24 protein-coding genes are annotated in these 26,598 nt (G+C 61.9%); 10 read left to right on the top strand and 14 right to left on the bottom strand.

The genetic code is table 11. The annotated features are described in order from the left end of the window. Nucleotides 1-67: 67 nt before the first annotated feature. The 5 genes from emhA to ABFB52_RS07620 all read left to right on the top strand — a co-directional run bounded on the left by emhA (nucleotide 68) and on the right by ABFB52_RS07620 (nucleotide 8,383). Nucleotides 68-1,225 carry an efflux RND transporter periplasmic adaptor subunit EmhA gene (gene emhA / locus ABFB52_RS07640; protein WP_085748207.1) on the top strand — a complete coding sequence of 386 codons (1,158 nt, stop codon included), beginning with the start codon at nucleotides 68-70 and terminating at the stop codon, nucleotides 1,223-1,225. Nucleotides 1,226-1,228: 3 nt separating this feature from the next. Continuing rightward, nucleotides 1,229-4,393 (top strand): efflux RND transporter permease subunit EmhB, encoded by a 3,165-nt coding sequence (gene emhB, locus ABFB52_RS07635; RefSeq protein ID WP_129973608.1) that lies wholly within the window; start codon nucleotides 1,229-1,231, stop codon nucleotides 4,391-4,393. Then, on the top strand, nucleotides 4,390-5,850 hold the full coding sequence (gene emhC, locus ABFB52_RS07630; RefSeq protein WP_129973609.1) for an efflux RND transporter outer membrane subunit EmhC: 1,461 nt from the start codon (nucleotides 4,390-4,392) through the stop codon (nucleotides 5,848-5,850). The genes emhB and emhC overlap by 4 nt, the downstream gene beginning before the upstream one ends. A 290-nt stretch (nucleotides 5,851-6,140) precedes the next feature. Next, nucleotides 6,141-7,400, top strand: coding sequence for an OprD family porin (locus ABFB52_RS07625; RefSeq protein WP_129973610.1), 1,260 nt, complete (start codon nucleotides 6,141-6,143; stop codon nucleotides 7,398-7,400). A 167-nt stretch (nucleotides 7,401-7,567) separates the two neighbouring features. Next, nucleotides 7,568-8,383 carry a methyltransferase domain-containing protein gene (locus ABFB52_RS07620; protein ID WP_129973611.1) on the top strand — a complete coding sequence of 272 codons (816 nt, stop codon included), beginning with the start codon at nucleotides 7,568-7,570 and terminating at the stop codon, nucleotides 8,381-8,383. A gap of 51 nt (nucleotides 8,384-8,434) precedes the next feature. Here the strand turns inward: ABFB52_RS07620 and pcaC are convergent, their stop codons facing one another. The 11 genes from pcaC to pcaR all read right to left on the bottom strand — a co-directional run bounded on the left by pcaC (nucleotide 8,435) and on the right by pcaR (nucleotide 19,477). Further along, complete coding sequence (gene pcaC / locus ABFB52_RS07615) at nucleotides 8,435-8,827, bottom strand: 4-carboxymuconolactone decarboxylase (protein ID WP_011332825.1); 393 nt, start codon at nucleotides 8,825-8,827, stop codon at nucleotides 8,435-8,437. Between the two features lie 10 nt (nucleotides 8,828-8,837). Continuing rightward, complete coding sequence (pcaD, locus tag ABFB52_RS07610; protein WP_129973612.1) at nucleotides 8,838-9,629, bottom strand: 3-oxoadipate enol-lactonase; 792 nt, start codon at nucleotides 9,627-9,629, stop codon at nucleotides 8,838-8,840. Nucleotides 9,630-9,641: 12 nt separating this feature from the next. After that, nucleotides 9,642-11,006 carry a 3-carboxy-cis,cis-muconate cycloisomerase gene (locus tag ABFB52_RS07605; RefSeq protein ID WP_129973613.1) on the bottom strand — a complete coding sequence of 455 codons (1,365 nt, stop codon included), beginning with the start codon at nucleotides 11,004-11,006 and terminating at the stop codon, nucleotides 9,642-9,644. Between the two features lie 46 nt (nucleotides 11,007-11,052). Continuing rightward, nucleotides 11,053-12,348, bottom strand: coding sequence for an MFS family transporter (locus tag ABFB52_RS07600; protein WP_039771430.1), 1,296 nt, complete (start codon nucleotides 12,346-12,348; stop codon nucleotides 11,053-11,055). Nucleotides 12,349-12,565: 217 nt separating this feature from the next. After that, entirely contained in the window at nucleotides 12,566-13,132 is a 567-nt protein-coding gene (pcaG, locus tag ABFB52_RS07595) for a protocatechuate 3,4-dioxygenase subunit alpha (protein ID WP_129973614.1), read from the bottom strand. Nucleotide 13,133: 1 nt separating this feature from the next. Beyond that, on the bottom strand, nucleotides 13,134-13,838 hold the full coding sequence (pcaH, locus tag ABFB52_RS07590; protein ID WP_011332820.1) for a protocatechuate 3,4-dioxygenase subunit beta: 705 nt from the start codon (nucleotides 13,836-13,838) through the stop codon (nucleotides 13,134-13,136). A gap of 35 nt (nucleotides 13,839-13,873) precedes the next feature. Beyond that, on the bottom strand, nucleotides 13,874-15,079 hold the full coding sequence (gene pcaF, locus ABFB52_RS07585; RefSeq protein ID WP_178082629.1) for a 3-oxoadipyl-CoA thiolase: 1,206 nt from the start codon (nucleotides 15,077-15,079) through the stop codon (nucleotides 13,874-13,876). Beyond that, nucleotides 15,076-15,855, bottom strand: coding sequence for a CoA-transferase subunit beta (locus ABFB52_RS07580; protein ID WP_129973615.1), 780 nt, complete (start codon nucleotides 15,853-15,855; stop codon nucleotides 15,076-15,078). The genes pcaF and ABFB52_RS07580 overlap by 4 nt, the downstream gene beginning before the upstream one ends. Continuing rightward, nucleotides 15,855-16,712, bottom strand: coding sequence for a CoA transferase subunit A (locus ABFB52_RS07575; RefSeq protein WP_003222404.1), 858 nt, complete (start codon nucleotides 16,710-16,712; stop codon nucleotides 15,855-15,857). The genes ABFB52_RS07580 and ABFB52_RS07575 overlap by 1 nt, the downstream gene beginning before the upstream one ends. Before the next feature lie 280 nt (nucleotides 16,713-16,992). Continuing rightward, nucleotides 16,993-18,339: an MFS transporter gene (locus tag ABFB52_RS07570; protein ID WP_011332817.1), complete on the bottom strand. Its 1,347-nt coding sequence runs from the start codon at nucleotides 18,337-18,339 to the stop codon at nucleotides 16,993-16,995. A 295-nt stretch (nucleotides 18,340-18,634) separates the two neighbouring features. Beyond that, complete coding sequence (gene pcaR, locus ABFB52_RS07565) at nucleotides 18,635-19,477, bottom strand: pca regulon transcriptional regulator PcaR (protein WP_007917109.1); 843 nt, start codon at nucleotides 19,475-19,477, stop codon at nucleotides 18,635-18,637. Nucleotides 19,478-20,117: 640 nt separating this feature from the next. On the opposite strand from pcaR, the gene ABFB52_RS07560 reads away from it, so the two are divergent. Beyond that, the gene (locus ABFB52_RS07560; RefSeq protein ID WP_007957826.1) at nucleotides 20,118-20,318 is read left to right on the top strand and encodes a hypothetical protein; all 201 of its coding nucleotides are present in this window, start codon (nucleotides 20,118-20,120) and stop codon (nucleotides 20,316-20,318) included. 375 nt (nucleotides 20,319-20,693) lie between these two features. Beyond that, a complete protein-coding gene (locus ABFB52_RS07555; RefSeq protein ID WP_102718207.1) occupies nucleotides 20,694-22,169 on the top strand; it encodes an inorganic phosphate transporter in 1,476 nt (491 codons plus the stop codon). A gap of 670 nt (nucleotides 22,170-22,839) precedes the next feature. Here the strand turns inward: ABFB52_RS07555 and ccoM are convergent. Next, nucleotides 22,840-22,956: a cytochrome c oxidase subunit CcoM gene (ccoM, locus tag ABFB52_RS07550; RefSeq protein WP_007959205.1), complete on the bottom strand. Its 117-nt coding sequence runs from the start codon at nucleotides 22,954-22,956 to the stop codon at nucleotides 22,840-22,842. 145 nt (nucleotides 22,957-23,101) lie between these two features. Beyond that, complete coding sequence (locus tag ABFB52_RS07545) at nucleotides 23,102-23,263, bottom strand: hypothetical protein (RefSeq protein WP_007959203.1); 162 nt, start codon at nucleotides 23,261-23,263, stop codon at nucleotides 23,102-23,104. Nucleotides 23,264-23,448: 185 nt separating this feature from the next. Between ABFB52_RS07545 and ABFB52_RS07540 the strand changes: the two genes are divergently transcribed. The 3 genes from ABFB52_RS07540 (at nucleotide 23,449) to ABFB52_RS07530 (ending at nucleotide 26,082) form a co-directional block, all read left to right on the top strand. Beyond that, nucleotides 23,449-24,315: a LysR substrate-binding domain-containing protein gene (locus ABFB52_RS07540; RefSeq protein ID WP_129973616.1), complete on the top strand. Its 867-nt coding sequence runs from the start codon at nucleotides 23,449-23,451 to the stop codon at nucleotides 24,313-24,315. An 88-nt stretch (nucleotides 24,316-24,403) separates the two neighbouring features. Then, nucleotides 24,404-24,874, top strand: a complete 471-nt coding sequence (locus tag ABFB52_RS07535) for a RidA family protein (RefSeq protein ID WP_129973617.1) — start codon at nucleotides 24,404-24,406, stop codon at nucleotides 24,872-24,874. Beyond that, nucleotides 24,871-26,082 carry an aminotransferase class V-fold PLP-dependent enzyme gene (locus ABFB52_RS07530; protein WP_129973618.1) on the top strand — a complete coding sequence of 404 codons (1,212 nt, stop codon included), beginning with the start codon at nucleotides 24,871-24,873 and terminating at the stop codon, nucleotides 26,080-26,082. Before ABFB52_RS07535 ends, ABFB52_RS07530 begins: the two co-directional genes overlap by 4 nt. Here the strand turns inward: ABFB52_RS07530 and ABFB52_RS07525 are convergent. Further along, nucleotides 26,052-26,393, bottom strand: a complete 342-nt coding sequence (locus ABFB52_RS07525) for a hypothetical protein (protein WP_007959194.1) — start codon at nucleotides 26,391-26,393, stop codon at nucleotides 26,052-26,054. The genes ABFB52_RS07530 and ABFB52_RS07525 overlap by 31 nt on opposite strands. Between the last annotated feature and the right edge of the window lie 205 nt (nucleotides 26,394-26,598).

Here is a 26,598-nt window from a genome sequence, read left to right as displayed (position 1 = left end):
CCGGTAACCCTTTTTTACCCTTCCACACTTCTTGTGCGCTTTTCGCGCGCCTGACCCGAGGATCTTCATGCAATTCAAGCCAGCTGTTACCGCTCTGGTCACTGCCGTCGCCCTGGCATCGCTGCTCAGCGGATGTAAAAAGGAAGAGGCGGCTCCCGCCGCACCACCTCCTCAGGTCGGCGTCGTCACCCTGCAACCACAAGCCTTTACCCTGACTTCCGAACTGCCGGGCCGCACCAGTGCGTTCCGCATCGCCGAAGTTCGTCCGCAGGTCAACGGCATCATTCTCAAGCGTCTGTTCAAGGAAGGCGGCGATGTCAAAGCCGGCCAGCAGCTGTATCAGATCGATCCGTCGGTCTATGAAGCGACCCTGAAAAGCGCCGAAGCCAACCTGCGTTCGACCAAGTCGATCTCCGACCGCTACAAGCAACTGGTCGACGAGCAGGCCGTCAGCCGTCAGGAATACGACACCGCCGTGGCCAACCGCCTGCAATCGGAAGCGTCGTTGCAGACCGCACAGATCAACGTGCGCTACACCAAGGTCTACGCACCGATCTCCGGTCGTATCGGCCGCTCTTCGGTGACCGAAGGCGCGCTGGTCAGCAGCGGCCAGACCGACGCGATGGCCGTGATCCAGCAACTGGACCCGATCTACGTCGACGTCACCCAGTCCTCGGTCGAATTGCTGGAACTGCGCCGCGAACTGGAAAGTGGCCGCCTGCAAAAGGCTGGCGACAACGCCGCTGCGGTCAAGCTGACCCTCGAAGACGGCAGCCAGTACAAGCTCGACGGTAAGCTGGAATTCTCCGAAGTGTCGGTCGATCAGACCACCGGTTCCGTGACCCTGCGCGCTGTGTTCCCGAACCCGGATCACACCCTGCTGCCGGGCATGTTCGTCCACGCGCAGTTGCAGGCCGGTGTGAACAGCGCCGCGATCCTCGCACCGCAGCAAGGCGTGACCCGCGACCTCAAAGGCACCCCGACCGCGCTGGTCGTCGGCCCGGACAACAAAGTCGAACTGCGCCAGCTCAAGGCCAGCCGCACTGTCGGCAGCCAGTGGCTGATCGAAGACGGCCTGAAGGCCGGCGATCGCCTGATCACCGAAGGGCTGCAATTCGTCAAACCGGGTGTTGAGGTCAAACCGACCGAAGCGACCAATGTCGGCAACAAGAACCCGGCCCCCGCACAGGCAGCTGACAAAGCCGCCGGCGGCAAAGGGGAGTAATCCATGTCAAAATTTTTCATCGACCGTCCGATTTTCGCCTGGGTAATTGCCCTGGTGATCATGCTGGTCGGGGCACTTTCGATCCTGAAACTGCCGATCAACCAGTACCCGAGCATTGCGCCACCGGCCATTGCGATCTCCGTGACCTACCCGGGTGCTTCGGCACAGACGGTTCAGGACACCGTGGTCCAAGTGATCGAGCAGCAACTCAACGGTATCGACAACCTGCGTTATGTGTCCTCGGAAAGTAACTCCGACGGCAGCATGACCATCACCGCGACCTTCGAGCAGGGCACCAACTCCGACACCGCGCAGGTCCAGGTCCAGAACAAGCTGAACCTGGCCACCCCGCTGCTGCCGCAGGAAGTGCAGCAACAGGGTATCCGCGTGACCAAGGCAGTGAAGAACTTCCTGCTGGTGATCGGCGTGGTGTCGCGTGACGGCAGCATGACCAAGGACGACCTGTCCAACTACATCGTGTCGAACATGCAGGACCCGATCTCGCGGACCGCCGGTGTCGGTGACTTCCAGGTCTTCGGTGCCCAGTACGCGATGCGCATCTGGCTCGACCCGGCCAAGTTGAACAACTTCAACCTGACCCCGGTCGACGTGAAAACCGCGATTGCGGCGCAGAACGTCCAGGTGTCGTCCGGTCAGCTCGGCGGCTTGCCTGCCGTGCAGGGCCAGCAACTGAACGCCACGATCATCGGCAAGACCCGTCTGCAGACCGCCGAGCAGTTCAAAGAGATTCTGCTCAAGGTCAACAAGGACGGCTCGCAGGTTCGCTTGAAAGACGTCGCCGACGTCGGCCTGGGTGGCGAGAACTATGCGATCAGCGCCCAGTTCAACGGCAGCCCGGCTTCCGGTCTGGCGGTGAAACTGGCCAACGGCGCCAACGCCCTCGACACTGCAAAAGCACTGCGCAAGACGATTGACGACCTCAAGCCGTTCTTCCCGCAAGGCATGGAAGTGGTGTTCCCGTACGACACCACCCCGGTGGTGACCGAGTCGATCAAAGGCGTGGTTCACACCCTGGTCGAAGCGATTGCGCTGGTGTTCCTGGTGATGTTCCTGTTCCTGCAGAACTTCCGCGCCACGGTTATCACCACGATGACCGTGCCGGTGGTATTGCTCGGTACGTTCGGCATCCTCGCGGCGGCCGGTTTCAGCATCAACACCCTGACCATGTTCGGTATGGTGCTGGCCATCGGCTTGCTGGTGGACGACGCCATCGTCGTGGTGGAAAACGTCGAGCGGGTGATGAGCGAAGAAGGCTTGTCACCGAAGGAAGCGACCAAGAAATCCATGGGACAGATCCAGGGCGCCCTGGTCGGTATTGCCTTGGTACTGTCGGCGGTATTGCTGCCGATGGCGTTCTTCAGCGGCTCCACCGGTGTGATCTACAAGCAGTTCTCGATCACCATCGTGTCGGCCATGGCGTTGTCGGTACTGGTCGCGCTGATCTTCACCCCGGCGCTGTGCGCCACCATGCTCAAGGCGATTCCGCACGGTGAGCACGGCACGCCGAAAAAGGGTTTCTTCGGCTGGTTCAACCGCAACTTCGACCGTGGCGTCAACAGCTACGAGCGCGGTGTCGGCAACATGCTGTCGCGCAAGGCTCCGTACCTGCTGGCCTACCTGCTGATCGTGGTTGGCATGATCTGGCTGTTCACCCGCATCCCGACCGCGTTTCTGCCGGAAGAAGACCAGGGCGTTCTGTTCGCCCAGGTGCAGACGCCAGCCGGTTCCAGTGCCCAGCGCACTCAGGTGGTGGTGGATGAAATGCGTGAATTCCTGCTGCGTCCGACCAAGGATGGCGGTGAAGGCGACGCCGTAGCCTCGGTGTTCACCGTGACCGGCTTCAACTTCGCCGGCCGTGGCCAGAGCTCGGGCATGGCGTTCATCATGCTCAAGCCGTGGGACGAACGTAACGCCGACAACAGCGTGTTCAAACTCGCCGCCCGCGCCCAGCAGCACTTCTTCAGCTTCCGCGATGCAATGGTGTTCGCCTTCGCCCCGCCAGCAGTACTGGAGCTGGGTAACGCCACCGGTTTCGACGTGTTCCTGCAGGACCGCGCCGGTATCGGTCACGAGAAATTGATGGCTGCACGCAACCAGTTCCTCGGCATGGCCGCGCAGAGCAAGGTGCTCACCCAGGTCCGTCCGAACGGTCTGAACGACGAGCCGCAATTCCAGCTGGAAATCGACGACGAGAAGGCCAGTGCCCTGGGCATTACGATCTCCGACATCAACAACACCCTGTCGATTGCATTGGGCAGTAGCTACGTCAACGACTTCATCGACCGTGGTCGGGTGAAGAAGGTGTACGTGCAGGGCCGGCCAGACTCGCGCATGAGCCCGGAAGACCTGAAGAAGTGGTACGTGCGCAACGCCTCCGGCACCATGGTTCCGTTCTCCGCGTTCGCCAAGGGCGAGTGGATCTACGGTTCGCCGAAGCTGGCGCGTTACAACGGCGTTGAAGCGGTCGAGATCCTCGGTGCCCCGGCGCCGGGTTACTCCACCGGTGAAGCGATGGCCGAAGTCGAGGCGATTGCCAAGAAACTGCCGGCCGGCGTGGGTATCTCGTGGACCGGTCTGTCGTACGAAGAACGCCTGTCCGGCTCGCAGGCTCCGGCGCTGTACGCCCTGTCGCTGCTGATGGTGTTCCTGTGTCTGGCGGCGCTGTATGAAAGCTGGTCGATTCCGATCGCGGTCATGCTCGTGGTACCGCTGGGGATCATCGGTGCGTTGATGGCCACCAGCCTGCGCGGTCTGTCGAACGACGTGTACTTCCAGGTGGGTCTGTTGACGACCATTGGTCTGGCGGCTAAAAACGCCATTCTGATCGTCGAGTTCGCCAAGGAATTGCACGAGCAGGGACGCAGTCTGCGCGATGCGGCCATCGAAGCCTGCCGCATGCGTCTGCGACCGATCATCATGACGTCGCTGGCCTTCGTCCTCGGTGTTGTACCGTTGGCTATCTCCACCGGCGCAGGCTCGGGCAGTCAACACGCGATCGGTACCGGCGTGATTGGCGGTATGCTCACCGCAACGATCCTGGCGATTTTCTGGGTTCCACTGTTCTTCGTCACTGTGTCGTCCATGGGTCAGCGCAAAAACGCCGGCAAGGATGACACCATAGAAACTCCTAAAGAGGCTGGCCAATGAGCAAGTCGCTACTCTCCATCGCAGTCGCCGCCTTCGTGCTGAGCGGTTGCTCGCTGATACCGGATTATCAGCAGCCTGAAGCACCGGTGGCGGGCCAATACCCGCAGGGTCCGGCGTACTCGCCGGCCCAGGCACCGGCGCAGGCCGCTGCCGAACAGGGCTGGAAGCAGTTTTTCCATGACCCGGCCCTGCAACAGCTGATCCAGGTCGCCCTGGAAAACAACCGCGACCTGCGTGTCGCGGCGCTGAACATCGACGCCTATGCGGCTCAATACCGCATCCAGCGCGCCGACCTGTTCCCGGCCGTGTCGGCCAATGCCAGCGGCAGCCGTCAGCGGGTTCCGGCCCGTGCGTCGCAGACCGGTGAGTCGAGCATCACCAGCTCCTACTCCGCCACCGTCGGCATCAGCGCCTACGAACTCGACCTGTTCGGTCGGGTTCGCAGCCTGAGCGAACAAGCGCTGCAGCAATACTTCGCCACCGAAGAAGCGCGCCGCAGCACCCAGATCAGCCTGGTGGCCAGCGTGGCCAACGCCTACCTGACCTGGCAGGCCGACAAGGAACTGCTGAAGCTGACTCAGGACACCCTCGGTGCCTTCGAGGAAAGCTACAAGCTGACCAGCCGCAGCAACGAAGTCGGTGTGGCTTCGGCGCTGGACCTGGCGCAGTCGCGTACTTCGGTTGAGAACGCCCGGGCACAACTGGCGCGTTACACCCGCCAGGTCGCCCAGGACGAAAACAGCCTGACCCTGCTGCTCGGCACCGGCGTACCGGCCAATCTGCAAGCGGCCAAACCGCTGTCGGATGACCTGCTGGCCGACGTGCCGGCCGGCCTGCCGTCGGATCTGCTGCAACGTCGTCCGGACATCCTTCAGGCCGAGTACAACCTGAAGGCGGCCAACGCCAACATCGGCGCGGCCCGTGCAGCGTTCTTCCCGAGCATCAGCCTGACCGCCAACGCGGGCAGCCTGAGCCCGGACCTGTCCGGCCTGTTCAAGGGCGGTTCGGGCACGTGGCTGTTCCAGCCGCAGATCAACCTGCCGATCTTCAACGCCGGCAGCCTGCGCGCCAGCCTCGACTACGCCAAGATCCAGAAGGACATTGGCGTGGCGAACTACGAGAAGTCCATTCAAACGGCCTTCCAGGAAGTCGCCGACGGCCTGGCAGCGCGCCAGACCTACACCGAGCAGTTGCAGGCCCAGCGTGATTTCGTCGCCGCCAACCAGGATTACTACCGCCTGGCAGAGCGTCGCTATCGCATCGGCGTCGACAGCAACCTGACCTTCCTCGATGCCCAGCGTCAGCTGTTCAGCGCGCAACAATCGCTGATCACCGACCGCCTCGCGCAGCTGACCAGTGCGGTCAACCTGTACAAGGCCCTGGGCGGTGGCTGGAATGCGCAGACCGCGCAGAACGAACCGCTGAAGGAAGAAGCACCGAAGATGAAGCTGTTCTGATCATCCGCTGAACACAAGAAGCCCGCCGATTGGCGGGCTTTTTGTTGAACGCAAATCTTGCGTTCGATAATCGCCCAAATTTCACTTTCGCCGATTGAATCGCCTCGCCCGCGCCCCGCACCATTCGAGCCACAAAACCAATAACAACAGGTTCGACACCATGCTCCCGCGCCCTGCTCCTCCCGGCTGATCGCCGCCGCTTCGCCTCTGAATCCATCGAATGTCTGCGCCTTGAAAAACGGCCGCAGCGCCCCCGTTCGCCCCAAAAAAAACAAGAGAGACCCGAGCCCATGACAACCTCCCCTGCGCCCTACGCACTTCCCGGTCTGATAGCCCTCGCCCTGGCCGGCATCGCGCTGCCCGCTGCGGCTGAAGAAGCCGGTTTTATCGACGGGGCCAAGGTCAACCTGAACCTGCGTAACTTCTACATCAACCGCAACTTCACCAACCCGACCAAGGCTCAGGGCAAGGCTGAAGAGTGGACGCAGAACTTCATCTTCGACGCCAAGTCCGGTTTCACCCAAGGCACCGTCGGGTTCGGCCTGGATGTGCTGGGGTTGTACTCGGTGAAGCTCGATGGCGGCAAAGGCACCGGCGGCACGCAACTGCTGCCACTGGATCATGACGGTCGCCCGGCGGACAACTTCGGCCGCACCAACGTCGCGTTCAAGGCGAAGCTGTCGCAAACAGAAGTGAAGGTCGGCGAATGGATGCCGGTGCTGCCGATCCTGCGTTCGGACGACGGCCGCTCGCTGCCGCAGACCTTTCGCGGCGGCCAGATCACCTCGAAGGAAGTCGATGGCCTGACCCTTTACGGCGGCCAGTTCCGCGCCAACAGCCCGCGCGACGACAGCAGCATGAGCGACATGTCGATGACCGGCAAAGCCGCCTTCACCTCCGACCGCTTCAACTTCCAGGGCGGCGAATACGTATTCAACGACAAGCGTACCCAGATCGGTCTGTGGAACGCCGAGCTCAAGGACATCTACAGCCAGCAATACGTCAACCTGATCCACAGCCAGCCAATCGGCGACTGGACCCTCGGCGCCAACCTCGGCTTCTTCTACGGCAAGGACGACGGCAGTGCCCGCGCCGGCGACCTCGACAACAAGACCTGGTCAGGCCTGTTCTCGGCAAAATACGGTGGCCACACCTTCTACGTCGGCCTGCAAAAACTCACCGGCGACAGCGCCTGGATGCGCGTCAACGGCACCAGCGGCGGCACCCTGGCCAACGACAGCTACAACGCCAGCTACGACAACGCGCAGGAACGCTCCTGGCAGGTGCGTCACGACTACAACTTCGTTGCCCTGGGCATCCCCGGCCTGACCCTGATGAACCGTTACATCAGTGGCGACAACGTGCACACAGGCACCATCACCGACGGCAAGGAATGGGGCCGCGAATCGGAACTGGGCTACACCGTGCAGAGCGGTGCACTGAAGAACCTGAACGTCAGATGGCGCAACTCGACCATGCGCCGCGACTTCAGCAACAACGAGTTCGACGAGAACCGCCTGATCGTCAGCTATCCGATCAGCCTGCTCTAAGCCGCCTGTCCGAATGGCTGGCGTTACGCCAGCCATCATTTAAAGTGGAAAAACCTGAAGGACTCAGGTGCTCCACCCTCTTCGCTTCCGTTATCTGTTGATGTCGGTCCCCAAGACTTGGCCAGGTTGTCATCGGAAGACCCTGCTGATCACCGGAGGACCACCTCATGATCACCCGACTCAAACCGGCTCCCGTCGACAAAGACTGGGACGCCCGGGCGTACCAGCAGTTTTCCCGTCTCAGGCAACAACCGGTCGATGAATTGCTCGGCCGTATCGACCTGCACAATCCTCAGCGCATTTATGACCTCGGTTGCGGCACCGGGATTGCCACCAAGGTTCTGGCCGATCGCTGGCCGCAGGCAGATATCAAAGGCATCGACAGTTCGAAAGACATGCTTGAGGTCGCCCGTTGCCTGCCGATCAAGGCGCGCTGGCAACACGCCGAACTGCAGCACTGGAAACCCCGTAAGCCAGCCGACCTGTTGTTCGCCGCGGCCGTGCTGCATTTCATCGATGACCATCGAACGCTGTTGCCGGGATTGCTTCGCCACCTCAACCCCGGTGGTTGTCTGGCCGCGCACATGCCGGACTGGCGCGATGCGCTGTGGTATCGGCTGATGCTCGACACCCTCAACGATGCCGGACCCTGCGGCCGCCCCATCGGCACTGCGCAATTGCGCCAGCGCATGGCGGCGCGGCCGTTGTTGTCGCTGGAGGATTACTACCGGTTGCTCGCGCCGCTGACCCGGTCGCTGGAGATCTGGGAAACCGAGCAATTGCAGGTAGTCGACGGCAAGTCGCCGGTTTATGACTGGGTGAAGGTGTCGGCGCTGCGGCCGGTAATGCAGGGACTGACGTCAGAGGAACAGGCGCGCTTCATTTACCACTACCTGATGCGGGTGCACGCGCATTATCCGCAGGAGGAAAACGGGCACACATTGTTTGCGTTCAAGCGGATTTTCATTGTCGCCAAGATGTGATGTTCAAAGGATCGCAGCCTTCCATAGGCTGCGATTCTTCGAACTCGACGATTACTCGCGAGATTCGGTACCCAGCTCATCCCACACCGATTCGGCCAGATGGAACGTCGCATTCGCTGCCGGAATCCCGCAGTAGATCGCGCTCTGCATGATCACTTCCTTGATCTCGCCACGGCTCACGCCATTGTTGGCCGCCGCCCGCAGGTGCAACTTGAGTTCACCCTCGCGGTTCATGCCGATCAGCATGGCGATGGTTATCAGGCTGCGGGTGTGGCGTGGCAGGCCCGGGCGGGTCCAGATATCGCCCCAGGCGTGACGGGTGATCATCTCCTGGAATTCCGAATTGAACTCGGTCAGCGTGGTCAGGCTGCGATCGACGTGAGCGTCGCCGAGCACCGCGCGGCGCACTTGCATGCCGTCGTCGTAACGTTGTTTCTCGTCCACGGAAATCCCCTCAATCGGCCAGCAAAAAGGTCAGCACGCGGTCGCTGAACGCGTCGCCGGCCTGAACGTTGGAAAGGTGCGCCGCATAAAACTCGGCGTACTCGGCGCCGCGCACATGCTCCTGGATGAAGTGCCCGCCGGACGGTGGCGTCACCGCATCTTCGGTACCGGCGATCACCAGCAACGGCACCGTGATCGACGACAACTGCTCACGGAAATCCGCATCGCGCACCGCCGCGCAGTTGGCGGCGTAACCTTCAGGATTGGTCGCGGCCAGCATGTCGGTGATCTGCTTGGCTGCGGCCGGGTTGGAGGCCGAAAAGTCCGGGGTAAACCAGCGGGCAATCGATGCATCACGCAACGCAACCATCGCCCCCGGGCCGTTGCGCAGCACGGTTTCGATGCGCGGGTTCCACACCGACGGATCGCCAATTTTTGCCGCGGTGTTGCAGACGATCAGTTTGTTCAGACGCTGGCCGGCATTGATCCCCAGCCACTGGCCGATCAGGCCGCCCATCGACAGACCGCAGAAATGTGCGCGTTCGATATGCAGCGCATCCAGCAGCGCCAGCACGTCTCGGCCCAGTTGCTCGATGCTGTAAGGGCCCGGCGTCACCAGCGACTGGCCGTGCCCGCGCGTATCAAAACGCAGCACGCGAAAATGTTCGGTGAAGGCCGGCATCTGCACGTCCCACATGTGCAGGTCGGTGCCCAGCGAGTTCGACAGCACCAGCACCGGCGCATCGGCCGGGCCTTCCAATGTGTAATGCAGTTCGCCATCGGCGAGTTGAACGAAAGCCACAGCCCTCTCCTTTCAGTCAGACAATGCGTTGTGTTCGGCCACCGCACGCTCGACCCAGACCTGCGCCTGACCGAGGTAATGGGCGGGATCGAGCAGATGATCCAGTTTGGTTGCGCTCAGTTCGGCGGCCACCTGCGGTTCGTCACCGAGTACCGCACGCAAGTGGCGCTGTTCGGCCACCGCTCGTTTGCAGCATTGTTCGAGCAGATGATGCGCGGTGTCGCGGCCGACCCGTTGTGCGAGCACGATGCTTACCGCCTCGGCCAGCACCAGGCCTTGGGTCAGTTCCAGGTTGCGGGCCATGCGCGCGGCATCGACTTCCAGACCATCCGCCAGCAGCCGCGCCTGTTGTAGCGCGCCCGACACCAGGCAGCAGATCTCCGGCAGGGTTTCCCATTCGGCGTGCCACAAACCGAGGCTGCGTTCGTGTTCCTGGGGCATGGCGCTGAACAGCGTCGAGACCAGCCCCGGCACGCGGGTCGCCGCACCGATCAACACCGCCGCGCCCACCGGGTTGCGCTTGTGCGGCATGGTCGAGGAACCGCCCTTGCCCGGCGCCGACGGTTCGAACACTTCCGCCGCTTCGGTCTGCATCAACAGGCTGATGTCGCGGCCGAATTTGCCAAGGCTGCCGGCGATCAGACCGAGTACCGCGCCGAACTCGACGATGCGGTCGCGCTGGGTGTGCCACGGTTGTTCCGGCAGGGTCAGGTGCAGTTCTTCGGCCAGCGCCTGGGCGATCGGCAACGCCTGTTCGCCGAGCGCCGCGAGGGTGCCGGACGCGCCGCCGAATTGCAGCACCAGCAGTCGCGGTTTGAGCTCGCGCAGACGCTGACGGCTGCGCGTGATCGCACCGAGCCAACCGGCGATCTTCATGCCGAGCGTCACCGGCGTCGCATGTTGCAGCCAGGTGCGTCCGGCCAATGGCGTCGCGGCGTGGCGCTGCGCCTGAATGGCGAGAGCGTCGGCCAGTTGCGCCAGTTCCCTTTCAATCAATTCCAGCGCCTGACGCAATTGCAGCACCAGCCCGGAATCCATCACGTCCTGACTGGTAGCGCCCAGATGCACGTAGCGCTCGGCTTCGGCATCAGTCGCGGCGATCTGTTTGCCCAACGCCTTGACCAGCGGAATCGCCGAATTGCCGGCCGTGGCAATCGCCTCGCCCAATGCCGCGAAATCAAACAGCCCGGCGCGGCAGGCATTTTCAATCGACGCGACAGCACCCGCCGGAATCAACCCGACCCGCGCTTCGGCCCGGGCCAGCGCCGCTTCGAAGTCGAGCATCGCCTGCACCCGTCCCTGATCGCAGAACACGTCGCGCATATCGCGGGCAGTAAAGTAGGCATCGAACAATTGATTGCCCGGTCGCTGAGTCATAAACAGTCCTTGCCGGCGCGGGCCGGTGTGGCCCGCGCGCATCGGTTTAAAGGTCGTGGTGCAAATACTTCGCTTCTTTGGGCAGGCGCAGGCTGAACAGGAACGCCACGGCCATCATGATGGTGACATACCAGTAGAAGGCGTTTTCCATGCCGCCGGCCTTGAGGCTCAGGGCGACGTATTCTGCCGAACCGCCGAAGATCGCGTTGGCCACCGCATACGCCAGACCAACGCCGAGGGCGCGGACTTCCGGCGGGAACATCTCGGCTTTCACCAGACCGCTGATCGAGGTGTAGAAACTGACGATCGCCAGCGCCACGGTAATCAATACAAAGGCCAGGAACGGGCTGCCGACACTTTTCAGGCTGAGCAGGATCGGCACCGTAAACAACGTGCCGAGGCCACCGAACCAGAGCATCGAGTTACGCCGGCCAATCTTGTCGGCGAGCATGCCGAACAGCGGCTGCATGCACATGTACAGGAACAGCGCGCCGGTCATGATGTAGCTGGCGGTCTTGGCGTGCATGCCGGCGGTGTTCACCAGGTACTTCTGCATATACGTGGTGAAGGTGTAGAAAATCAGCGAGCCGCCGGCGGTGTAGCCGAGCACGGTGATGAACGCGGCCTTGTGGTCGCGGAACAGTGCGCGGATGCTGCCGGCGTCCTTGTTCTCGCGCATTTCCTTGCTGGTGGTTTCTTTCAGCGAGCGACGCAGGAACAGCGAAATCAGCGCGGCGGCCGCACCGACCACGAACGGAATCCGCCAGCCGTAGGCACGCAACTCTTCTTCGGACAGAAACTGTTGCAGGATCACCACCAGCAGCACCGCCAGCAGTTGCCCGCCGATCAGCGTCACGTACTGGAACGAGGCGAAGAACCCGCGCTGGCCCTTGAGCGCGACTTCACTCATGTAGGTCGCGGTGGTGCCGTACTCACCGCCCACCGACAGGCCTTGCAGCAAGCGCGCGAACAACAGCAGCAGCGGCGCCCAGACGCCGATGTCCTTGTAGGTCGGCAGACAGGCGATCAGCAACGAGCCGAAGCACATCATCAGGATCGAGATCAGCATCGAGTTCTTGCGCCCGTGCTTGTCCGCCACCCGGCCGAAAATCCAGCCGCCGATCGGTCGCATCAGGAACCCGGCGGCGAACACGCCTGCCGTGTTGACCAGCTGCACCGTGGGGTTGTCGGAGGGGAAAAACGCCGGGGCGAAATAGATCGCGCAGAAGGCGTAGACATAGAAGTCGAACCATTCGACGAGGTTGCCGGACGACGCGCCGACAATGGCGAAGATACGCTTGCTGCGCTCTTCACCGGTGTAATGGGAGGTGAGGGTTGTCATTGTTTTTCACTCGATAGGGACAGTGAGAGTCTAGACACACTTTGCAACAGTCCCGTTCCACATCCTGTACTGACCGTTCCCACGCAAACGCATTCGGCGCCTCGACGTTGATCGTTCCCACGCTCTGCGTGGGAATGCCGCCATGGACGCTCCGCGTCCACTGTGACGCGGAGCGTCACGGGATGCATTCCCACGCGGAGCGTGGGAACGATCATTCTCAGTAATCGAAGAACACGGTCTCCGCCTCAGTGCCCTGCAGAATCACATTCCACTGATAAACCCCCGCCGCATCCGGCTTCGCCAGCAACGTATCGCGGCGCTCGGCCGGTACGCATTCGAGCAGCGGATCATTGACGTTCGCCGGATCGCCTTCGAAGTAGATCCGCGTCAGCAAGTGCTTCACCAGACCGCGCGCGAACACCAGCACCACCAGATGCGGCGCCTGGGTCGAGCCCTTCAGGCCTTCGACCGTGCCCGGCTTGATGGTGGTGAAACGGAAGCGGCCTTCGGCGTCCACCGGCACCCGGCCGAAGCCTTCGAAATTCGGATCGAGCGGCTTGGCCTGCTCGTCTTCCGGGTGGTCATATTTGCCGGCGGCGTTGGCCTGCCAGACTTCGAGCATGGCGTCGTTGACGACATCGCCGTTGCCGTCCACCACTTGCCCGGTGATCGCCACGCGCTGGCCGAGGGTCAGTTCGTTGGCGAGGTTTTCACGGTTCAGCCAAGTCAAGCCGATGTGGTAATACGGCCCGACGGTGTGGGACGTGGTCGCAGTCAGGGTCATCTCATTTCTCCATCGGCGTGGCTTCGCGGCCGCGCAGCACGATGTCCCAGCGATAAGCGAGGGCGTAGGACGGAATGGTTTTTTCCAGATCGAAAGCGGCGATCAGGCGTTCCTTGGCCGAGGTGTCCGGCACGCAGTTATAGATCGGGTCGTAGGCCAGCAGCGGGTCGCCCGGGAAATACATTTGCGTGACCAGGCGCGTCAGGATGCTCGGTCCGAACAACGAGAAATGCACGTGCGCCGGGCGCCAGGCGTTGTGGTGGTTGCCCCACGGATACGCGCCGGGCTTGATGGTCTGGAACTGATACCAGCCGTCGGCGTCGGTCACGGTGCGGCCGGTGCCGGTGAAGTTCGGGTCCAGCGGTGCGTCGTGCAGGTCACGGGCATGGTTGTAGCGACCGGCGGCGTTGGCCTGCCAGATCTCCACCAGAATCCCCGGCACCGGCAGGCCGTCTTCGTCGAGCACACGCCCGTGAATGATGATCCGCTCGCCGAGCGGTTCACCCTGATGCTGGGCGGTCAGATCGTTGTCGGTGTCGGCCACTCGCTCGGCGCCGATGGTCGGGCCGGTGATTTCCGACAGCGAATGCGGCAGAAACACCAACGGCTTGGACGGCGAGCGCAGATTGGTGGATTGATAGGTCGGGTGCAGGTACGGCGGCTGGGTGCCTTCCTGCGGGCGGCGGTAACCAGGCTTGTCAGTCATTTCGCTTTCCTCTGTTCTTTTCATCACGGCTTGCGTCAGACGCGTTCGATGGCCAGGGCCAGACCCTGGCCGACACCGACGCACATGGTCGCCAGACCTTTCTTGCCACCGGTCTTTTCCAGCTGATGCAGCGCGGTCAGCACCAGACGCGCGCCGCTCATGCCCAACGGGTGACCGAGGGCAATCGCGCCGCCGTTCGGGTTGACCTGGGCCGCATCGTCCGCCAGCCCCAGTTCGCGCAGCACCGCCAGACCCTGGCTGGCAAACGCTTCGTTGAGCTCGATCACATCGAAATCGCTGACCGCCACGCCGAGGCGTTCGGTGAGTTTGCGCACCGCTGGCACCGGGCCGATGCCCATCACCCGTGGCGCGACCCCGGCGCTGGCCATCCCGAGCACTTTGGCGCGGGCGGTCAGACCGTGTTTTTTCACTGCTTCGGCCGAGGCCAGAATCAGCGCGGCAGCACCGTCGTTGACGCCCGAAGCGTTGCCGGCGGTGACGGTCTTGTCCGGGCCGTTGACCGGTTTCAGTTTAGTCAGGGCTTCAAGCGTGGTGTCGGCGCGAGGGTGTTCGTCCTGGCTGACCACGGTTTCACCCTTCTTGTGGGCGATCCGCACTTCGACGATTTCCTCGGCGAAGTAGCCGGCAGCCTGGGCAGCGGCAGTACGTTGCTGACTGCGCAGGGCGAAAGCGTCCTGATCCTCGCGGGAAATTTCATAATCGTCGGCAACATTGTCGGCGGTCTGCGGCATCGCATCGACGCCGTACTGCGCCTTCATCAACGGGTTGATGAAACGCCAGCCGATGGTGGTGTCTTCCAGCTTCATGTTGCGCGAGAACGCCGCATCAGCCTTGCCCATCACGAACGGTGCGCGGGACATCGACTCGACGCCGCCGGCAATCGCCAGCTCCATTTCGCCGCTGGCGATGGCGCGGAACGCTGTACCGATGGCATCCATCCCCGACGCGCAGAGGCGATTGAGGGTGACGCCCGGCACGCTCTCCGGCAGACCGGCCAGCAGCAGCGCCATGCGCGCCACGTTGCGGTTGTCTTCACCGGCCTGGTTGGCGCAGCCGAGGAATACTTCGTCGATGGCGCTCCAGTCCACCGACGGATTGCGCTCCATCAGGGCCTTGATCGGCACGGCGGCCAGGTCGTCGGCGCGAACCGCCGCCAGACCACCACCAAAACGGCCGATGGGGGTACGAATCGCATCGCAGATATAAACGTCACGCATCATGCTTCTCCCGGTGCCTGGCCGTGGGCAGCGGCCGTGCGCGCTTCGAGATCGCGCAGCGCAGTCAGTTCGACTTCTGTCGGTTCAGCGGTGGTTGCAACGCTGTCGGCAAAACGGATCGACCAACCGGTGGCGGCGACCACTTGCTCGCGGGTCACGCCCGGGTGCAGTGCGGTGACCACGAACTCGTGGGTGCCCTCTTCCGGCTCCATGATGCACAGGTCGGTAATGATCCCGACCGGGCCGGCACCCGGCAGGCCCAGACGTTTGCGCGAATCACCGCCCTCGCCATGGCCGACCGAGGTAATGAAATCGAGCTTGTCGACAAACGAACGCGCCGACTGTTTAAGGATGATCAGCACGCTCTTGGCAGAACCAGCAATTTCCGGCGCGCCACCGGCACCCGGCAGGCGTACTTTCGGCTGGTGATAGTCGCCGACCACAGTGGTGTTGATGTTGCCAAAACGGTCGACCTGGGCTGCGCCGAGGAAACCGACGTCGATGCGCCCGCCCTGCAGCCAGTAGCGAAAAATCTCACCGGTCGGCACAACAGTGTCCGCGGTTTCTGCCAGTTCGCCGTCACCGATCGACAGTGGCAATACGCTGGGTTTGGCGCCGATCGGGCCGGATTCGTAGATCAGCACCACGTCCGGCGACGAGGTCAGGCGCGCCAGGTTGGCGGCTTTCGACGGCAGGCCGATGCCGACGAAGCACACCGAGCCGTTCTTCAGGCGACGGGCCGCGGCGACGGTCATCATTTCATTGGTGGTGTAAGTCATTACTTGGCCTCCGAAGCAGCGGCCAACTTGGCCTGGAACTCGCTGAAGTCAGCGCAGCCATGGATGTATTCGTTGATCCACGCGGTGAACGTCTCACGGTCGCGGGCGATCGGATCCCACGCCTGATAGAAGCGATTGTCACGCTCGGTGTAACCGTGGGCGTAGGACGGATGCGCGCCACCGGGTACATGGCAGACTGCGCTCAAGGCCCAGGTCGGCAGTACGCAGGCGTTCATCGGCGCGTTGAGGTTGTCGACGATTTCTTCGACGGTGACGATGCAACGCTTGGCGGCCAGTGCGGCTTCTTTCTGCACGCCGAGGATGCCCCACAGCAGCACGTTGCCCTGACGGTCGGCCTTCTGGGCGTGGATCACGGTCACGTCCGGACGCACCGACGGCACCGCCGCCAGCACTTCACCGGTGAACGGGCACGTTACGGATTTGATCAGCGGGTTGACCTTCGGCAGGTCGGAACCGGCGTAGGCCCGCAGTACCGCGAACGGTAGGCCGGAGGCGCCGGCGACGTAGGCATTGGCCAGGTCGGCGTGGCTGTGTTCTTCGATTTCCAGCGCATGCGGCCATTGCTTCTCGACCGCGTCGCGCAGACGGTGCAGCGAACCCACGCCAGGGTTGCCGCCCCAGGAGAAGATCAGCTTGCGTGCACAGCCGGCGCCGATCAGTTGGTCGTAGATCAGGTCAGGCGTCATCCGCACCAGGGTCAGATCTTTCTTGCCCTGACGAATGATTTCATGACCCGCCGCCGTAGGGATCAGGTGAGTGAAACCTTCGAGCGCGACGGTGTCGCCGTCGTTGACGAATTGCTTCACCGCGTCGTGCAGCGAAAGGATCTCAGCCATGGAGCGGGCTCCCGTTTTTGTAATGAATCGCCAGTGATAAAAAGGCGCGAGGTTCTGCGCCGGAGTCACTGAAGATTAAGCCGCTGATTTTCGCCAAACAATCCGATAATCGACTGAGTGTTCGTTTATCGAACAGATTGTTATCAACCTATCGTTCCGTCACTGATCGTTCCCACGCTCTGCGTGGGAATGCAGCCCGGGACGCTCCGCGTCCTTCCGGAGCCGAGCGCGAAGCAACCTCTGAAGCCAGTTCGACGAGGGAACGATCCTGCAATGAAACTCAGGTCGCGTCCGCGTGACTGACCAGGCCCTTGATCACCACCGCTGCCGTGGCCAGCCCGGCCGGAATCACCAGCGCCGTCAGCACCTGCTCAAAATTCCAGCCCAACCCCAGCAGGGTCGCGCCCATCCACGCCCCGAGAATCGCGCCAAACCGGCCGATCCCGAGCATCCACGACACACCGGTCGCCCGGCCCTGCGTCGGATAAAACCGCGCCGCCAGCGACGGCATCGCCGATTGCGCACCGTTGACGCACATGCCCGCCACCAGCACCAGCGTCGCCAGCAGCGTGATGTTGCCCAGGCTCTGCCCCACGGCGTAGGCAAACACCCCGGCCAGCAGGTAGAAAATGCCGATGACCTTGTGCGGATTGAACCGGTCCATCGCCCAGCCTACGCCGACCGCGCTCAACACCCCGCCGAACTGGAACAATGCGCCGATAAACGCTGCCTGCTCCATGCTCGCGCCACTGTCGCGCATCAGGGTCGGCAGCCAACTGGTCAGCAGGTACACGATGACCAGGCCCATGAAGTAGGTCAGCCACAGCAGCAACGTGCCGACGCTGTAGGTGCCCGAGAAAATCACCGCAAACACGTTGCGCGCTTTGACGGTTTTCTGTTCCGGCACGCTGAAACTCGCGGCCTGCGCGACGATGGCAGGATCAATGGGTGCGAGGGTCTTGCGCACCTTGTCGGTGCCGCGATTGCGCACCACCAGATAACGCGCCGACTCCGGCAGCCAGAGCAGCAGCACCACGGTGAGGATCAGCGGCAGGATCCCGCCGATCAGCAACAGGCTGTGCCAGCCGAATGCCGGGATCAGCTTGGCCGAGATGAATCCGCCTCCGGCCATGCCGAGGTTGAAGCCGCAGAACATGCTGGTCACCAGCAGCGACTTTTTACGCTCGGGGGTGTATTCCGACAGCAGCGTGGTGGCGTTCGGCATGCCGGCGCCCAGCCCCAGACCGGTCAGGAAACGCAGCACCAGCAGTTGATCAACATTGGTGGCGTAGGCCGACGCCAGACTGAAAGCACCGAACAGAAACACCGCGCCGACCAGTACGACTTTTCGCCCGAAGCGGTCAGCCAACGGCCCGGAGCCCAACGCGCCGAAGACCATACCGATGAGCGCGGCGCTCATCACCGGGCCGAGGCTGGCGCGGTCGATGCCCCAGTCCTGGGACAGGGCCGGCGCAATAAAACCCATGGCCGCGGTGTCGAGGCCATCGAGGAACACAATCAGGAAACACAGAATCACCACTCGCCATTGATAGCGCGAGATCGGTTGGGCATTGATGAAGGACTGCACATCGAGGCAGTGACCTACAGCGGACTGAGGCTGGTTCATTATTTTTATTCCACGCAAGAAAACGCAGTCGAACGGCGGCCGGCCAGAGAGCGGCACGGTCACAACTATATAAGGAAGAAATCAGGCGTTGCGCTAATACCGGCAACAGGAACGGGAGCGGCGACAGTCGGGGAACGTGCGCATGGGAAGTTGCCTCTTGTCATTATTATGAGAGTCGACAATCCGGCGGGCTCATTCACATTCGCGCCGGATGACGCTGCCGCGACATTAATGATCCGGGGGTTTTAGCGTCAATTCGATAAACGCAACTCTGTGCGTTTATCGAACAGCTTCATCAGGCAAACAATTGCGCACTGAGGTCGCGGCTGGCGCTCAACAGACCCGGCAGAAAGCGCTGCTCCAGCTCGGTGCGGCTGACGCGACCGGCGTGGGTGCTGACGTTGAGCGCGGCCACTACCTGGCCGGAAGCGTCGTAGACCGGCACGGCAATCGAACGCAGGCCCTGCTCCAGTTCCTGATCGACGATGCACCAGCCCTGCTGCCGCACTTCCTGCAGGCATTCGAGCAAGGCGTCGGGGGTGTGAATCGTGCGGCTGGTCTTGGCTACCAGTTCGGCGTGGTCGAGGTATTCGCGCAGCGAGGTGTCGTCCAGCGCCGCCAGCAGGATCCGCCCCATGGACGTGCAGTACGCCGGCAACCGCCCGCCCACCGAGAGGTCCACCGAAATCAGACGCTGAGTGGTGGCCGAACGGGCGATGTAGAGAATGTCGTCGCCTTCCAGCGTGGCCATGTTGCAGGCCTCGTGCAGTTGCTCGCTCATGCGGTCGAGGTACGGCTGGGCCGAGACCGCCAGCGGCGTCGAAGACAGATAGGCGTGACCGAGAGTCAGCACTTTGGGCAGAAGCGAATAAGTGCGCCCGTCGGTGGTGGCGTAGCCGAGCTTGATCAGCGTGTGCAGGCAACGGCGCACGGCGGCGCGGGGAATTTCCGTGCGATGGCTGATCTGGGCGATGGTCAGGTGGCGCTTGCGCTCCTGAAACGCCTGCACCACCGCCAGGCCGCGGGCCAGGGAGGTCATGAAATCCGGATCACCGGTCAGGGCCTGGATACGCTTGGCCGGCGAAGCGACGATCGGCGGCGCTACCGAGGTGAAGGAATTGCGCATTTGATCGTTCATGTCGGGTCCTTGTTCTTGTTCGGATCAACGGCTATACAAGCGGCTCGCTGGCGGATACACAAGCGACAGACCGCCAACACCGGGCGATTATCGAACCGTCGACCGATAATCGCAATCGCCCTCGTCTCCTCGTTAAGGCGGTGCGGAACGGATTTGAACTTGGAACGCCGGTGCGGTTTAAGCGCCTTAGTTGTCCGACTAAATGGCGCCAGAAATCAAACACTGCGCAACGACGATGCAACTATTGATGAAAGTTGCACGTCACAAAACAATCACACATTCAGAACCGTTTTTAACTTGGCAAAGATAGGCAATCCCGATTCGGCCGCTATAATGCACCTTAGTGACACCGCGCTTTTATTTGCCGACGGTGCCACCCGCTGGCGCGATGTCCATCGCTGCCGGCCCCGGCCAGCGCCTGATGCTCATTATTCATGCACCGCCAGCGCGCTCGCTGAAACAGGAAACTGATGCTGCGTCAGTTTTAATCTGGTGCCGTAGCCGCCTGCAACATGGAAGTCCTGACCGTCTTCGCGACAACACCGCTGCCTGTCCGGGCGAGCGCTTGTTGGTGAACCGGTTAAATGATTCGTTGCAGTGCGTTCACCAGACATTTATCTCAACTCATACAGGTAGCACTGTGACGAAAGACGAACTGCGCGCGGAACTTGAGCGCCAGGAACAACGTTACAAGGAAGTTTACGGCGGGGAAGTCACCACCTACGCCGCCCAGCCCGAACCAGAACGCAAAGCCTGGCGAAAACGCCCTACCGTTCAGGATCAGGTCTTCCAGCAAGAACTGAAAAAAATGGAAGAGGAACTCAAAGCCGAAGAGCCGTGATGCCTTCCTTTGAGACTTTCGAGGGTAAGCGTACTCACCGGGTTACAAGCACGGTGGACTGACGATGCCTTGCGCGCCCGCTACCCGCGGGCAGCGGCCAACTCCCCTGTATTGCACAGGTCGGGAGCATGTCAGACGCGTTTCTCAGATATTTCATACAAGTTTCAGCCCCCTCCCGACAACCGGCCAATCCGCCGGCGTCTCGCATTTTTATCAATGGAATCAACACCTTGCAAAACCCTTCAAAAAGCTTGGGTAATGCACCTTGATACAAATTAATTTGGCGAAGACGCTTACCGATGAGCAGGTAGGGGATCGATTTCCAGTCTTTTCTGGCATAATCGCGCCCCCTTATGACCGGGTCAGAAAACCTTCATGATCGATTTATTCAGCGGACTGGATGCCTGGGTGCTTGTGAGCCTCCTGCTCGCCCTGACATTTGTCCTCGCCTTCGAGTTCATCAATGGATTTCATGACACCGCTAACGCGGTAGCCACTGTTATCTACACCAAAGCGATGCCGCCTCACCTGGCGGTGTTCTTCTCGGGCGTGTTCAACTTCCTCGGCGTACTGCTGGGCGGCGTTGGCGTGGCGTATGCCATCGTGCACCTGCTGCCGGTAGAACTGTTGATCAACGTGAACACCGGCCATGGTCTGGCAATGGTGTTCTCGCTGCTCGCCGCCGCGATCGCCTGGAACCTGGGCACCTGGTACTTCGGTATCCCGGCCTCCAGTTCGCACACGCTGATCGGTTCGATCCTCGGTGTCGGCCTGGCCAACGCCCTGATCAACGAAATTCCACTGGCTGACGGCGTCAACTGGCAGAAAGCGATCGATATCGGCGCCTCGCTGGTGTTCTCGCCGATGGCCGGCTTCCTGATCGCCGCGCTGGTGCTGATCGGCCTGAAATGGTGGCGACCGCTGTCGAAGATGCACAAGACGCCGGAACAGCGCCGCAAGATCGACGACAAGAAGCACCCACCGTTCTGGAACCGCCTGGTCCTGGTAATCTCGGCCATGGCCGTGAGCTTCGTGCACGGTTCCAACGACGGCCAGAAAGGTATCGGCCTGATCATGCTGGTACTGATCGGTATCGTGCCTGCGCAGTTCGTACTCGACCTGAACAGCACCACTTACCAGATCGAACGTACTCGCGATGCGACCCTGCACCTGAGCCAGTTCTACAAGCGCAACGCCGACACCCTGGGCGAATTCCTGGCCCTGGGTAAAAGCGTGGAAGGCGACCTGCCGGAAAAATTCCGTTGCAACCCGCAACAGACCGAACCGACCATCGCCGCCCTGCTCGACACCCTCAAAGGTGTGGCGGACTACCACTCGCTGTCCGCTGAAAGCCGCATCGAAGTGCGTCGCTACCTGCTCTGCCTGGACGACACCGCGAAGAAAGTCAGCAAACTGCCAGGCCTCGCACCGCGTGAAAAAGCCGACCTGGACAAACTGCGCAAAGACCTGACCACCACCACCGAATACGCCCCGTTCTGGGTGATTCTGGCGGTCGCCCTGGCCTTGGGCCTGGGCACCATGGTCGGCTGGAAACGCGTGGTACTGACCATCGGCGAGAAGATCGGCAAACAAGGCATGACCTACTCGCAAGGCATGTCGGCCCAGATCACCACCGCCAGCCTGATCGGCCTGGCCAACATCTTCAGCCTGCCGGTGTCCACCACCCACGTCCTCTCCTCGGGCGTGGCCGGCACCATGGTCGCCAACAAAAGCGGCCTGCAAGGCGGCACAGTGAAAACCATCCTGCTGGCCTGGGTCCTGACCCTGCCAGCCACCGTGGCCCTGTCGGCCGGCCTGTTCTGGCTGGCGTCGAAGGCGCTGGGTAGCTGATAGATCGCTGCAGTGAAGAAGGCGTGATTCGAAAGGATCACGCCTTTTTTGTTGCCTTCAGAAATGGGACGCGGAGCGTCCCGGGCTGCATTCCCACGCAGAGCGTGGGAACGATCAAAGGCGAGACTTGAAAGGATCACACTTTTTTGTTGGCTTCAGAAATGGAACGCGGAGCGTCCCGGGCTGCATTCCCACGCAGAGCGTGGGAACGATCAAAGCAAAAGCAAAAGCAGTCGCTTTTCGCCTCTCACCACTCAAAACGATGAGCGTTAGCTCGAGTACCGCTTTTGACGTGCCGGCCCCATCGGAAGGCTGAGTGGAGGGATTGATCCGGGGGTGGGAGCGCAGCGACCGTGCGGCGCAGCCGCATGCATCGAGAGGAGGTGCAGCGAAGCAAACCGTAGGCGATGCCCCCGGATGAATCCCGGAACGAAGGAACGCCGAGCCACAGCGAGGCGCCGAACGCAGGGGCCAAGCCTTTTGCTTACTTTTTGGCGTTTGAAAAAGTGAGCCGCCGTAAGGGCGGAACCATAGGAAGCCGTTACCAAAAAAACGGATATTCACCCAAAACGAACCACAACTTGGTCGGCCCAAAGGCCGCCAAGACACAAAAAAAAAGGGCAACCGAAGTTGCCCAAAATGCCTTGCGTGCTCATCAAACCCGGAAGAATCAAGGCTTCTTGCGCTTGTTCGCATCCTTCCAGATAAAAAATCCAAACCCTGCAAAAAACAGAACCATCAGGCCCACAGTCAGGACCCCGGCAAACACCACGTTATCGAAAAACATGACTGGCCTCCTGGCCCCTGCTCTGCTGCGATGGAACTAAGTTAACCAATCAGGCAGGCGCAGGAATTGACCGGGATCAATGCCGGTCACCATGGTGAGGAAAGGAAGGGAAATAACTGACCTGCATCAACGGATGCAGGGGAGATCAACGCTTTTTCGGTTTGTTTTTCGGCTTTTTCTTCGGTTTACCCAACGGCATGGCCTGCTCGAAAGCCTGGCGAACTTCATTCAGGCGCTTCTCGTTGAGGTCATGAACCCGCTTGGCGCGTTCGGTGTTGAGGTCAATCAGCTTGTCGTCTTGGCTCATGGCGTTCGGTGCATCGCTTGGACTGAATCACAACTGCCGGATCACCGACAGGACTGCGCCAATAATGCGGCCTGACGCAGGCGCTGACCAGCCACTGACCTAAACGCTCTACAACAATTCATGTACCGCCCACCGGATTTGCCCGCACAATCGGCGCCTCGCCCTGAACCCGAAGGATCTGCGCCGTGCCCCTGCATCAGGATCTGCCACCGCTGATGGCCTTGCGCGCCTTTGAGGCCGTGGCCCGCCATTTGAGTTTCATCAAGGCTGCCGATGAGCTGTCGGTGACCCAAAGCGCGATCAGCCATCAGGTGCACAAACTCGAAGAATTCCTCGATCAGCGACTGTTCGTGCGCCGCACCCGGGCGATCGATCTGACACCCGCCGGCGAACAGTATTACCGGCAAATCCAACCGGCCCTCACCGCGATTGCCGCCGCCACCCACGACCTGCGCGGCGAACGCCCCACCACCCTGCGCATCGGTCTGCTCGCCTCTTTCGCAACCCTGTGGCTGGCACCGCGTCTGGCGGACTTCAACGCGAAATACCCGAACATCCATGTCGAACTGCTGCCCGCCGTGCAACTGGCCGACGTCGATGCCGGCGAGGTGGATCTGGCGATCCGCTACGGCAAGGGCGGCTGGCCGAAAGTCCAGGCCCGCCGGTTCATGGCTGAAACCCTGACGCCGGTATGCAGCCCGGCCTTCAAGGCCAAAGGCGTGAACAACGGGCCCTTGCTGATGGCCAAGTCGCACCAGCCGTTCGAATGGATCGACTGGCAGCAACACAGCGGCATCGATCTGGCTCATGTACCCAGCGTCATGCTGCACGACTACAACATCGTCGTCGAAGCGGCCGTCGCCGGTCAGGGCATTGCCATGGGTCGCCAGCGAATGATCGAACGGCGGATCAAGGAAGGCGCGCTGGTGCCGGCCTTCGACACGCCGCCGATGCTCGGCGAGATCGGTTATTGGCTGGTCACCCCGCAACGCCCGCCCACATCGGCGGCGCACAGTTTCTGCCAGTGGCTGGAGGAAACCTCGAACGCATGAGTTTTTTGGATGCGTCGGATTAAATCTATCCGTTTGTCGCCCTTCGCTCTGACCAACATGCTGAAGCCCTCACTCAGGAGGACTTCCCATGACCGATTCCCTCAGCCAACGCGTTCAACAACTCGGCCTGCGCCTGCCCGAACTGAGCCAGCCGATCGCCAATTACGTCAACCATGTGGTCAGCCAGAATCAGTTGTTCATCTCCGGGCAGATTCCATTGCTCGACGGCAAACCTGCGTTCATCGGGCGACTGGGTGAAGCGATCTCCGACGAAGAAGGGGCCAACGCCGCTGAACTGGCTGCCCTGGGCCTGCTCGCCCAGTTGAGCCATGCACTGGGCGATGACCTGTCGAAACTGGTGCGCATCCTGCGCCTCGGAGTTTTCGTGGCCGCCACACCGGAATTCAAAGCTCAGGGCTTTGTCGCCAACGGCGCGTCGAACCTGCTGGTCAACGCCCTCGGCGACAAGGGCCGACACGTGCGCACCGCAGTCGGCGTGTCGAGTCTGCCGGCCGGCGTCGCGGTGGAAATCGACGCGATCTTCGAGCTCAAGCCGTGAACCTCGACGACCTCTCGCGCCTGCGCGCCGCCACGCCCGGCTGCGCTGAGGTGATCCACTTCAACCACGCCGGCGCCTCGTTGCCGAGCCAAGCCACCCTCGTTGCAGTGATCGAACAGTTGCAACACGAAGCACTCGGCGGGCCGATGGAAGCGGCAGACAACCGGGTACAGGAACGCGCGCGCAACGCGGCCGCCGCCCTGCTCAACGCCCAGCCCGAGGACATCGCCTTCGCCAGCAGCGGCTCGGCAGCCTGGAGCCAGGCGTTCAACGCGCTGGGGCCGTGGCAGCTCGGCGAGCGGATTCTGGTGGGTCGCCATGAATGGGCCGGCAACCTGGCGTGCATGGCCGAAGCGGTGAAGGCCGGCGCGCGGCTCGAAGTGATTCCTTGTGACGCCCACGGCGCGGTCGACCCGCAAGCCCTGGCGCAGATGATCGACGGCCAGGTACGCCTGATCGCCCTGACCTGGCTGCCGGCCAACGGTGGCCTGATCAACCCCGCCGCGCAGATCGGCAGCGTGGCGCGGCGCCACGGCATTCCTTATTTCATCGACGCCGGTCAGGCGCTGGGGCAGTTGCCCTGCGATGTTCAGGCCTTACAGTGCGATGTGCTCAAGGGTGCGGGTCGCAAGTTCCTGCGCGGGCCGCGCGGCACGGCGCTGATGTACATCCGGCCGCATTTTTTGCAACGGCTGCTCCCCGTGCAACGCGATGTGTTGTCGGCGCCATGGGACGGCAAGCGCTTTACCCTGCGCGACGACGCGCGCCGCTTTGAAACCAGTGAAGTGTCACTGGCGCTGCTGGCCGGGCTGGCCAATGCACTGGAGGAGTACAACCGCCTCGGCGCGATTCCCGTTCGCCAGCGCATCGAACAATTGAGCAACGGATTGCGCCAACGCCTGAAGGCGATTCCCGGCCTGACGCTGCGGGATCTCGGAACGGCGAATCAACAATCCGGGCTGATCGCCTTCACGCTTGAAGGCTGGGACAGCGTGGCGCTGAAGCAGACGTTGGCCGAACGGCGAATCAACATCGGCGCCAATGGCGTGGCCTACACGCCGCTGGACATGCAGGCGCGCGGGCTGACGAATATTGCGCGGGTGGCGGTGAGCTACTTGAACACGCAAGAAGAGATCGACGTGTTGCTGGAGAACCTGACGGAACTGGCCGTCCAGCCTCAGATTTCGATGTCGACCCAAAGCCCCTGACGCGGCTGATCTTCCATCAACGGCGCCACCGGCACAGTGTTGTCGGCGTTCAGTTCGGTGCCGGGCACGGCGAGGTGCGCTTCGGGGTCGTCGTCGGCTTCGCGGCGCCGGCGATCGCGTTCCTGCTGACGGCGCTGCTCTTCGCGCAGCAGATAACCGTCCTCTTCCGGGTCGCGTTTTTGCAGGTCGATGGTGCTTTCGTTGGAGCTTTCCTGCACCGGCACCACAGGGGGAATATCCGGTCGCTGGCGGATCGGATCCTGCTGGGAGGTGATCGGCACGGCGCTCAGGGGGAGCATCGGTGGCAGCATATGAGGGTCTCCTGTCAGCAGGTTATCGGCGGCGCCAGGGGTGCCTTGAGCCATCGGTCGCAAACTTGTGACCGGTTTGGCACTCAAGGGTGCCTCAACATCCCGTAAAACCGATGCATGACCTAATCTTCCCTGCAATTGGCCGATTGCGGTTAAAAGCCGGGCCGAGGCTCCTTATCCTTTGGCCTCGGGCCCTCATTCCGTT

Origin of the sequence: Pseudomonas sp. 9.2(2024), assembly GCF_039695385.1 — a bacterium.
GTDB lineage: Bacteria > Pseudomonadota > Gammaproteobacteria > Pseudomonadales > Pseudomonadaceae > Aquipseudomonas > Aquipseudomonas paraglycinae.
The sequence above is the reverse complement of the archived record's forward strand: the minus strand, read 5'-3'. Positions and strand labels throughout refer to the sequence as shown.

Bases quoted from the DNA above. Each gene is read 5' to 3' on its own strand.
- emhB (WP_129973608.1), top strand. From the start codon at position 1,229: ATGTCAAAATTTTTCATCGACCGTCCGATTTTCGCCTGGGTAATTGCC.
- ABFB52_RS07535 (WP_129973617.1), top strand. From the start codon at position 24,404: ATGACCGATTCCCTCAGCCAACGCGTTCAACAACTCGGCCTGCGCCTG.
- pcaF (WP_178082629.1), bottom strand. From the start codon at position 15,079: ATGATGCGTGACGTTTATATCTGCGATGCGATTCGTACCCCCATCGGC.
- ABFB52_RS07620 (WP_129973611.1), top strand. From the start codon at position 7,568: ATGATCACCCGACTCAAACCGGCTCCCGTCGACAAAGACTGGGACGCC.
- pcaG (WP_129973614.1), bottom strand. From the start codon at position 13,132: ATGACCCTGACTGCGACCACGTCCCACACCGTCGGGCCGTATTACCAC.
- ABFB52_RS07555 (WP_102718207.1), top strand. From the start codon at position 20,694: ATGATCGATTTATTCAGCGGACTGGATGCCTGGGTGCTTGTGAGCCTC.
- pcaH (WP_011332820.1), bottom strand. From the start codon at position 13,838: ATGACTGACAAGCCTGGTTACCGCCGCCCGCAGGAAGGCACCCAGCCG.
- ABFB52_RS07580 (WP_129973615.1), bottom strand. From the start codon at position 15,855: ATGACTTACACCACCAATGAAATGATGACCGTCGCCGCGGCCCGTCGC.
- ABFB52_RS07525 (WP_007959194.1), bottom strand. From the start codon at position 26,393: ATGCTGCCACCGATGCTCCCCCTGAGCGCCGTGCCGATCACCTCCCAG.
- pcaR (WP_007917109.1), bottom strand. From the start codon at position 19,477: ATGAACGATCAAATGCGCAATTCCTTCACCTCGGTAGCGCCGCCGATC.
- emhC (WP_129973609.1), top strand. From the start codon at position 4,390: ATGAGCAAGTCGCTACTCTCCATCGCAGTCGCCGCCTTCGTGCTGAGC.
- emhA (WP_085748207.1), top strand. From the start codon at position 68: ATGCAATTCAAGCCAGCTGTTACCGCTCTGGTCACTGCCGTCGCCCTG.
- ABFB52_RS07605 (WP_129973613.1), bottom strand. From the start codon at position 11,006: ATGACTCAGCGACCGGGCAATCAATTGTTCGATGCCTACTTTACTGCC.
- ccoM (WP_007959205.1), bottom strand. From the start codon at position 22,956: ATGTTTTTCGATAACGTGGTGTTTGCCGGGGTCCTGACTGTGGGCCTG.
- ABFB52_RS07600 (WP_039771430.1), bottom strand. From the start codon at position 12,348: ATGACAACCCTCACCTCCCATTACACCGGTGAAGAGCGCAGCAAGCGT.
- ABFB52_RS07625 (WP_129973610.1), top strand. From the start codon at position 6,141: ATGACAACCTCCCCTGCGCCCTACGCACTTCCCGGTCTGATAGCCCTC.
- ABFB52_RS07570 (WP_011332817.1), bottom strand. From the start codon at position 18,339: ATGAACCAGCCTCAGTCCGCTGTAGGTCACTGCCTCGATGTGCAGTCC.
- ABFB52_RS07575 (WP_003222404.1), bottom strand. From the start codon at position 16,712: ATGGCTGAGATCCTTTCGCTGCACGACGCGGTGAAGCAATTCGTCAAC.
- ABFB52_RS07545 (WP_007959203.1), bottom strand. From the start codon at position 23,263: ATGAGCCAAGACGACAAGCTGATTGACCTCAACACCGAACGCGCCAAG.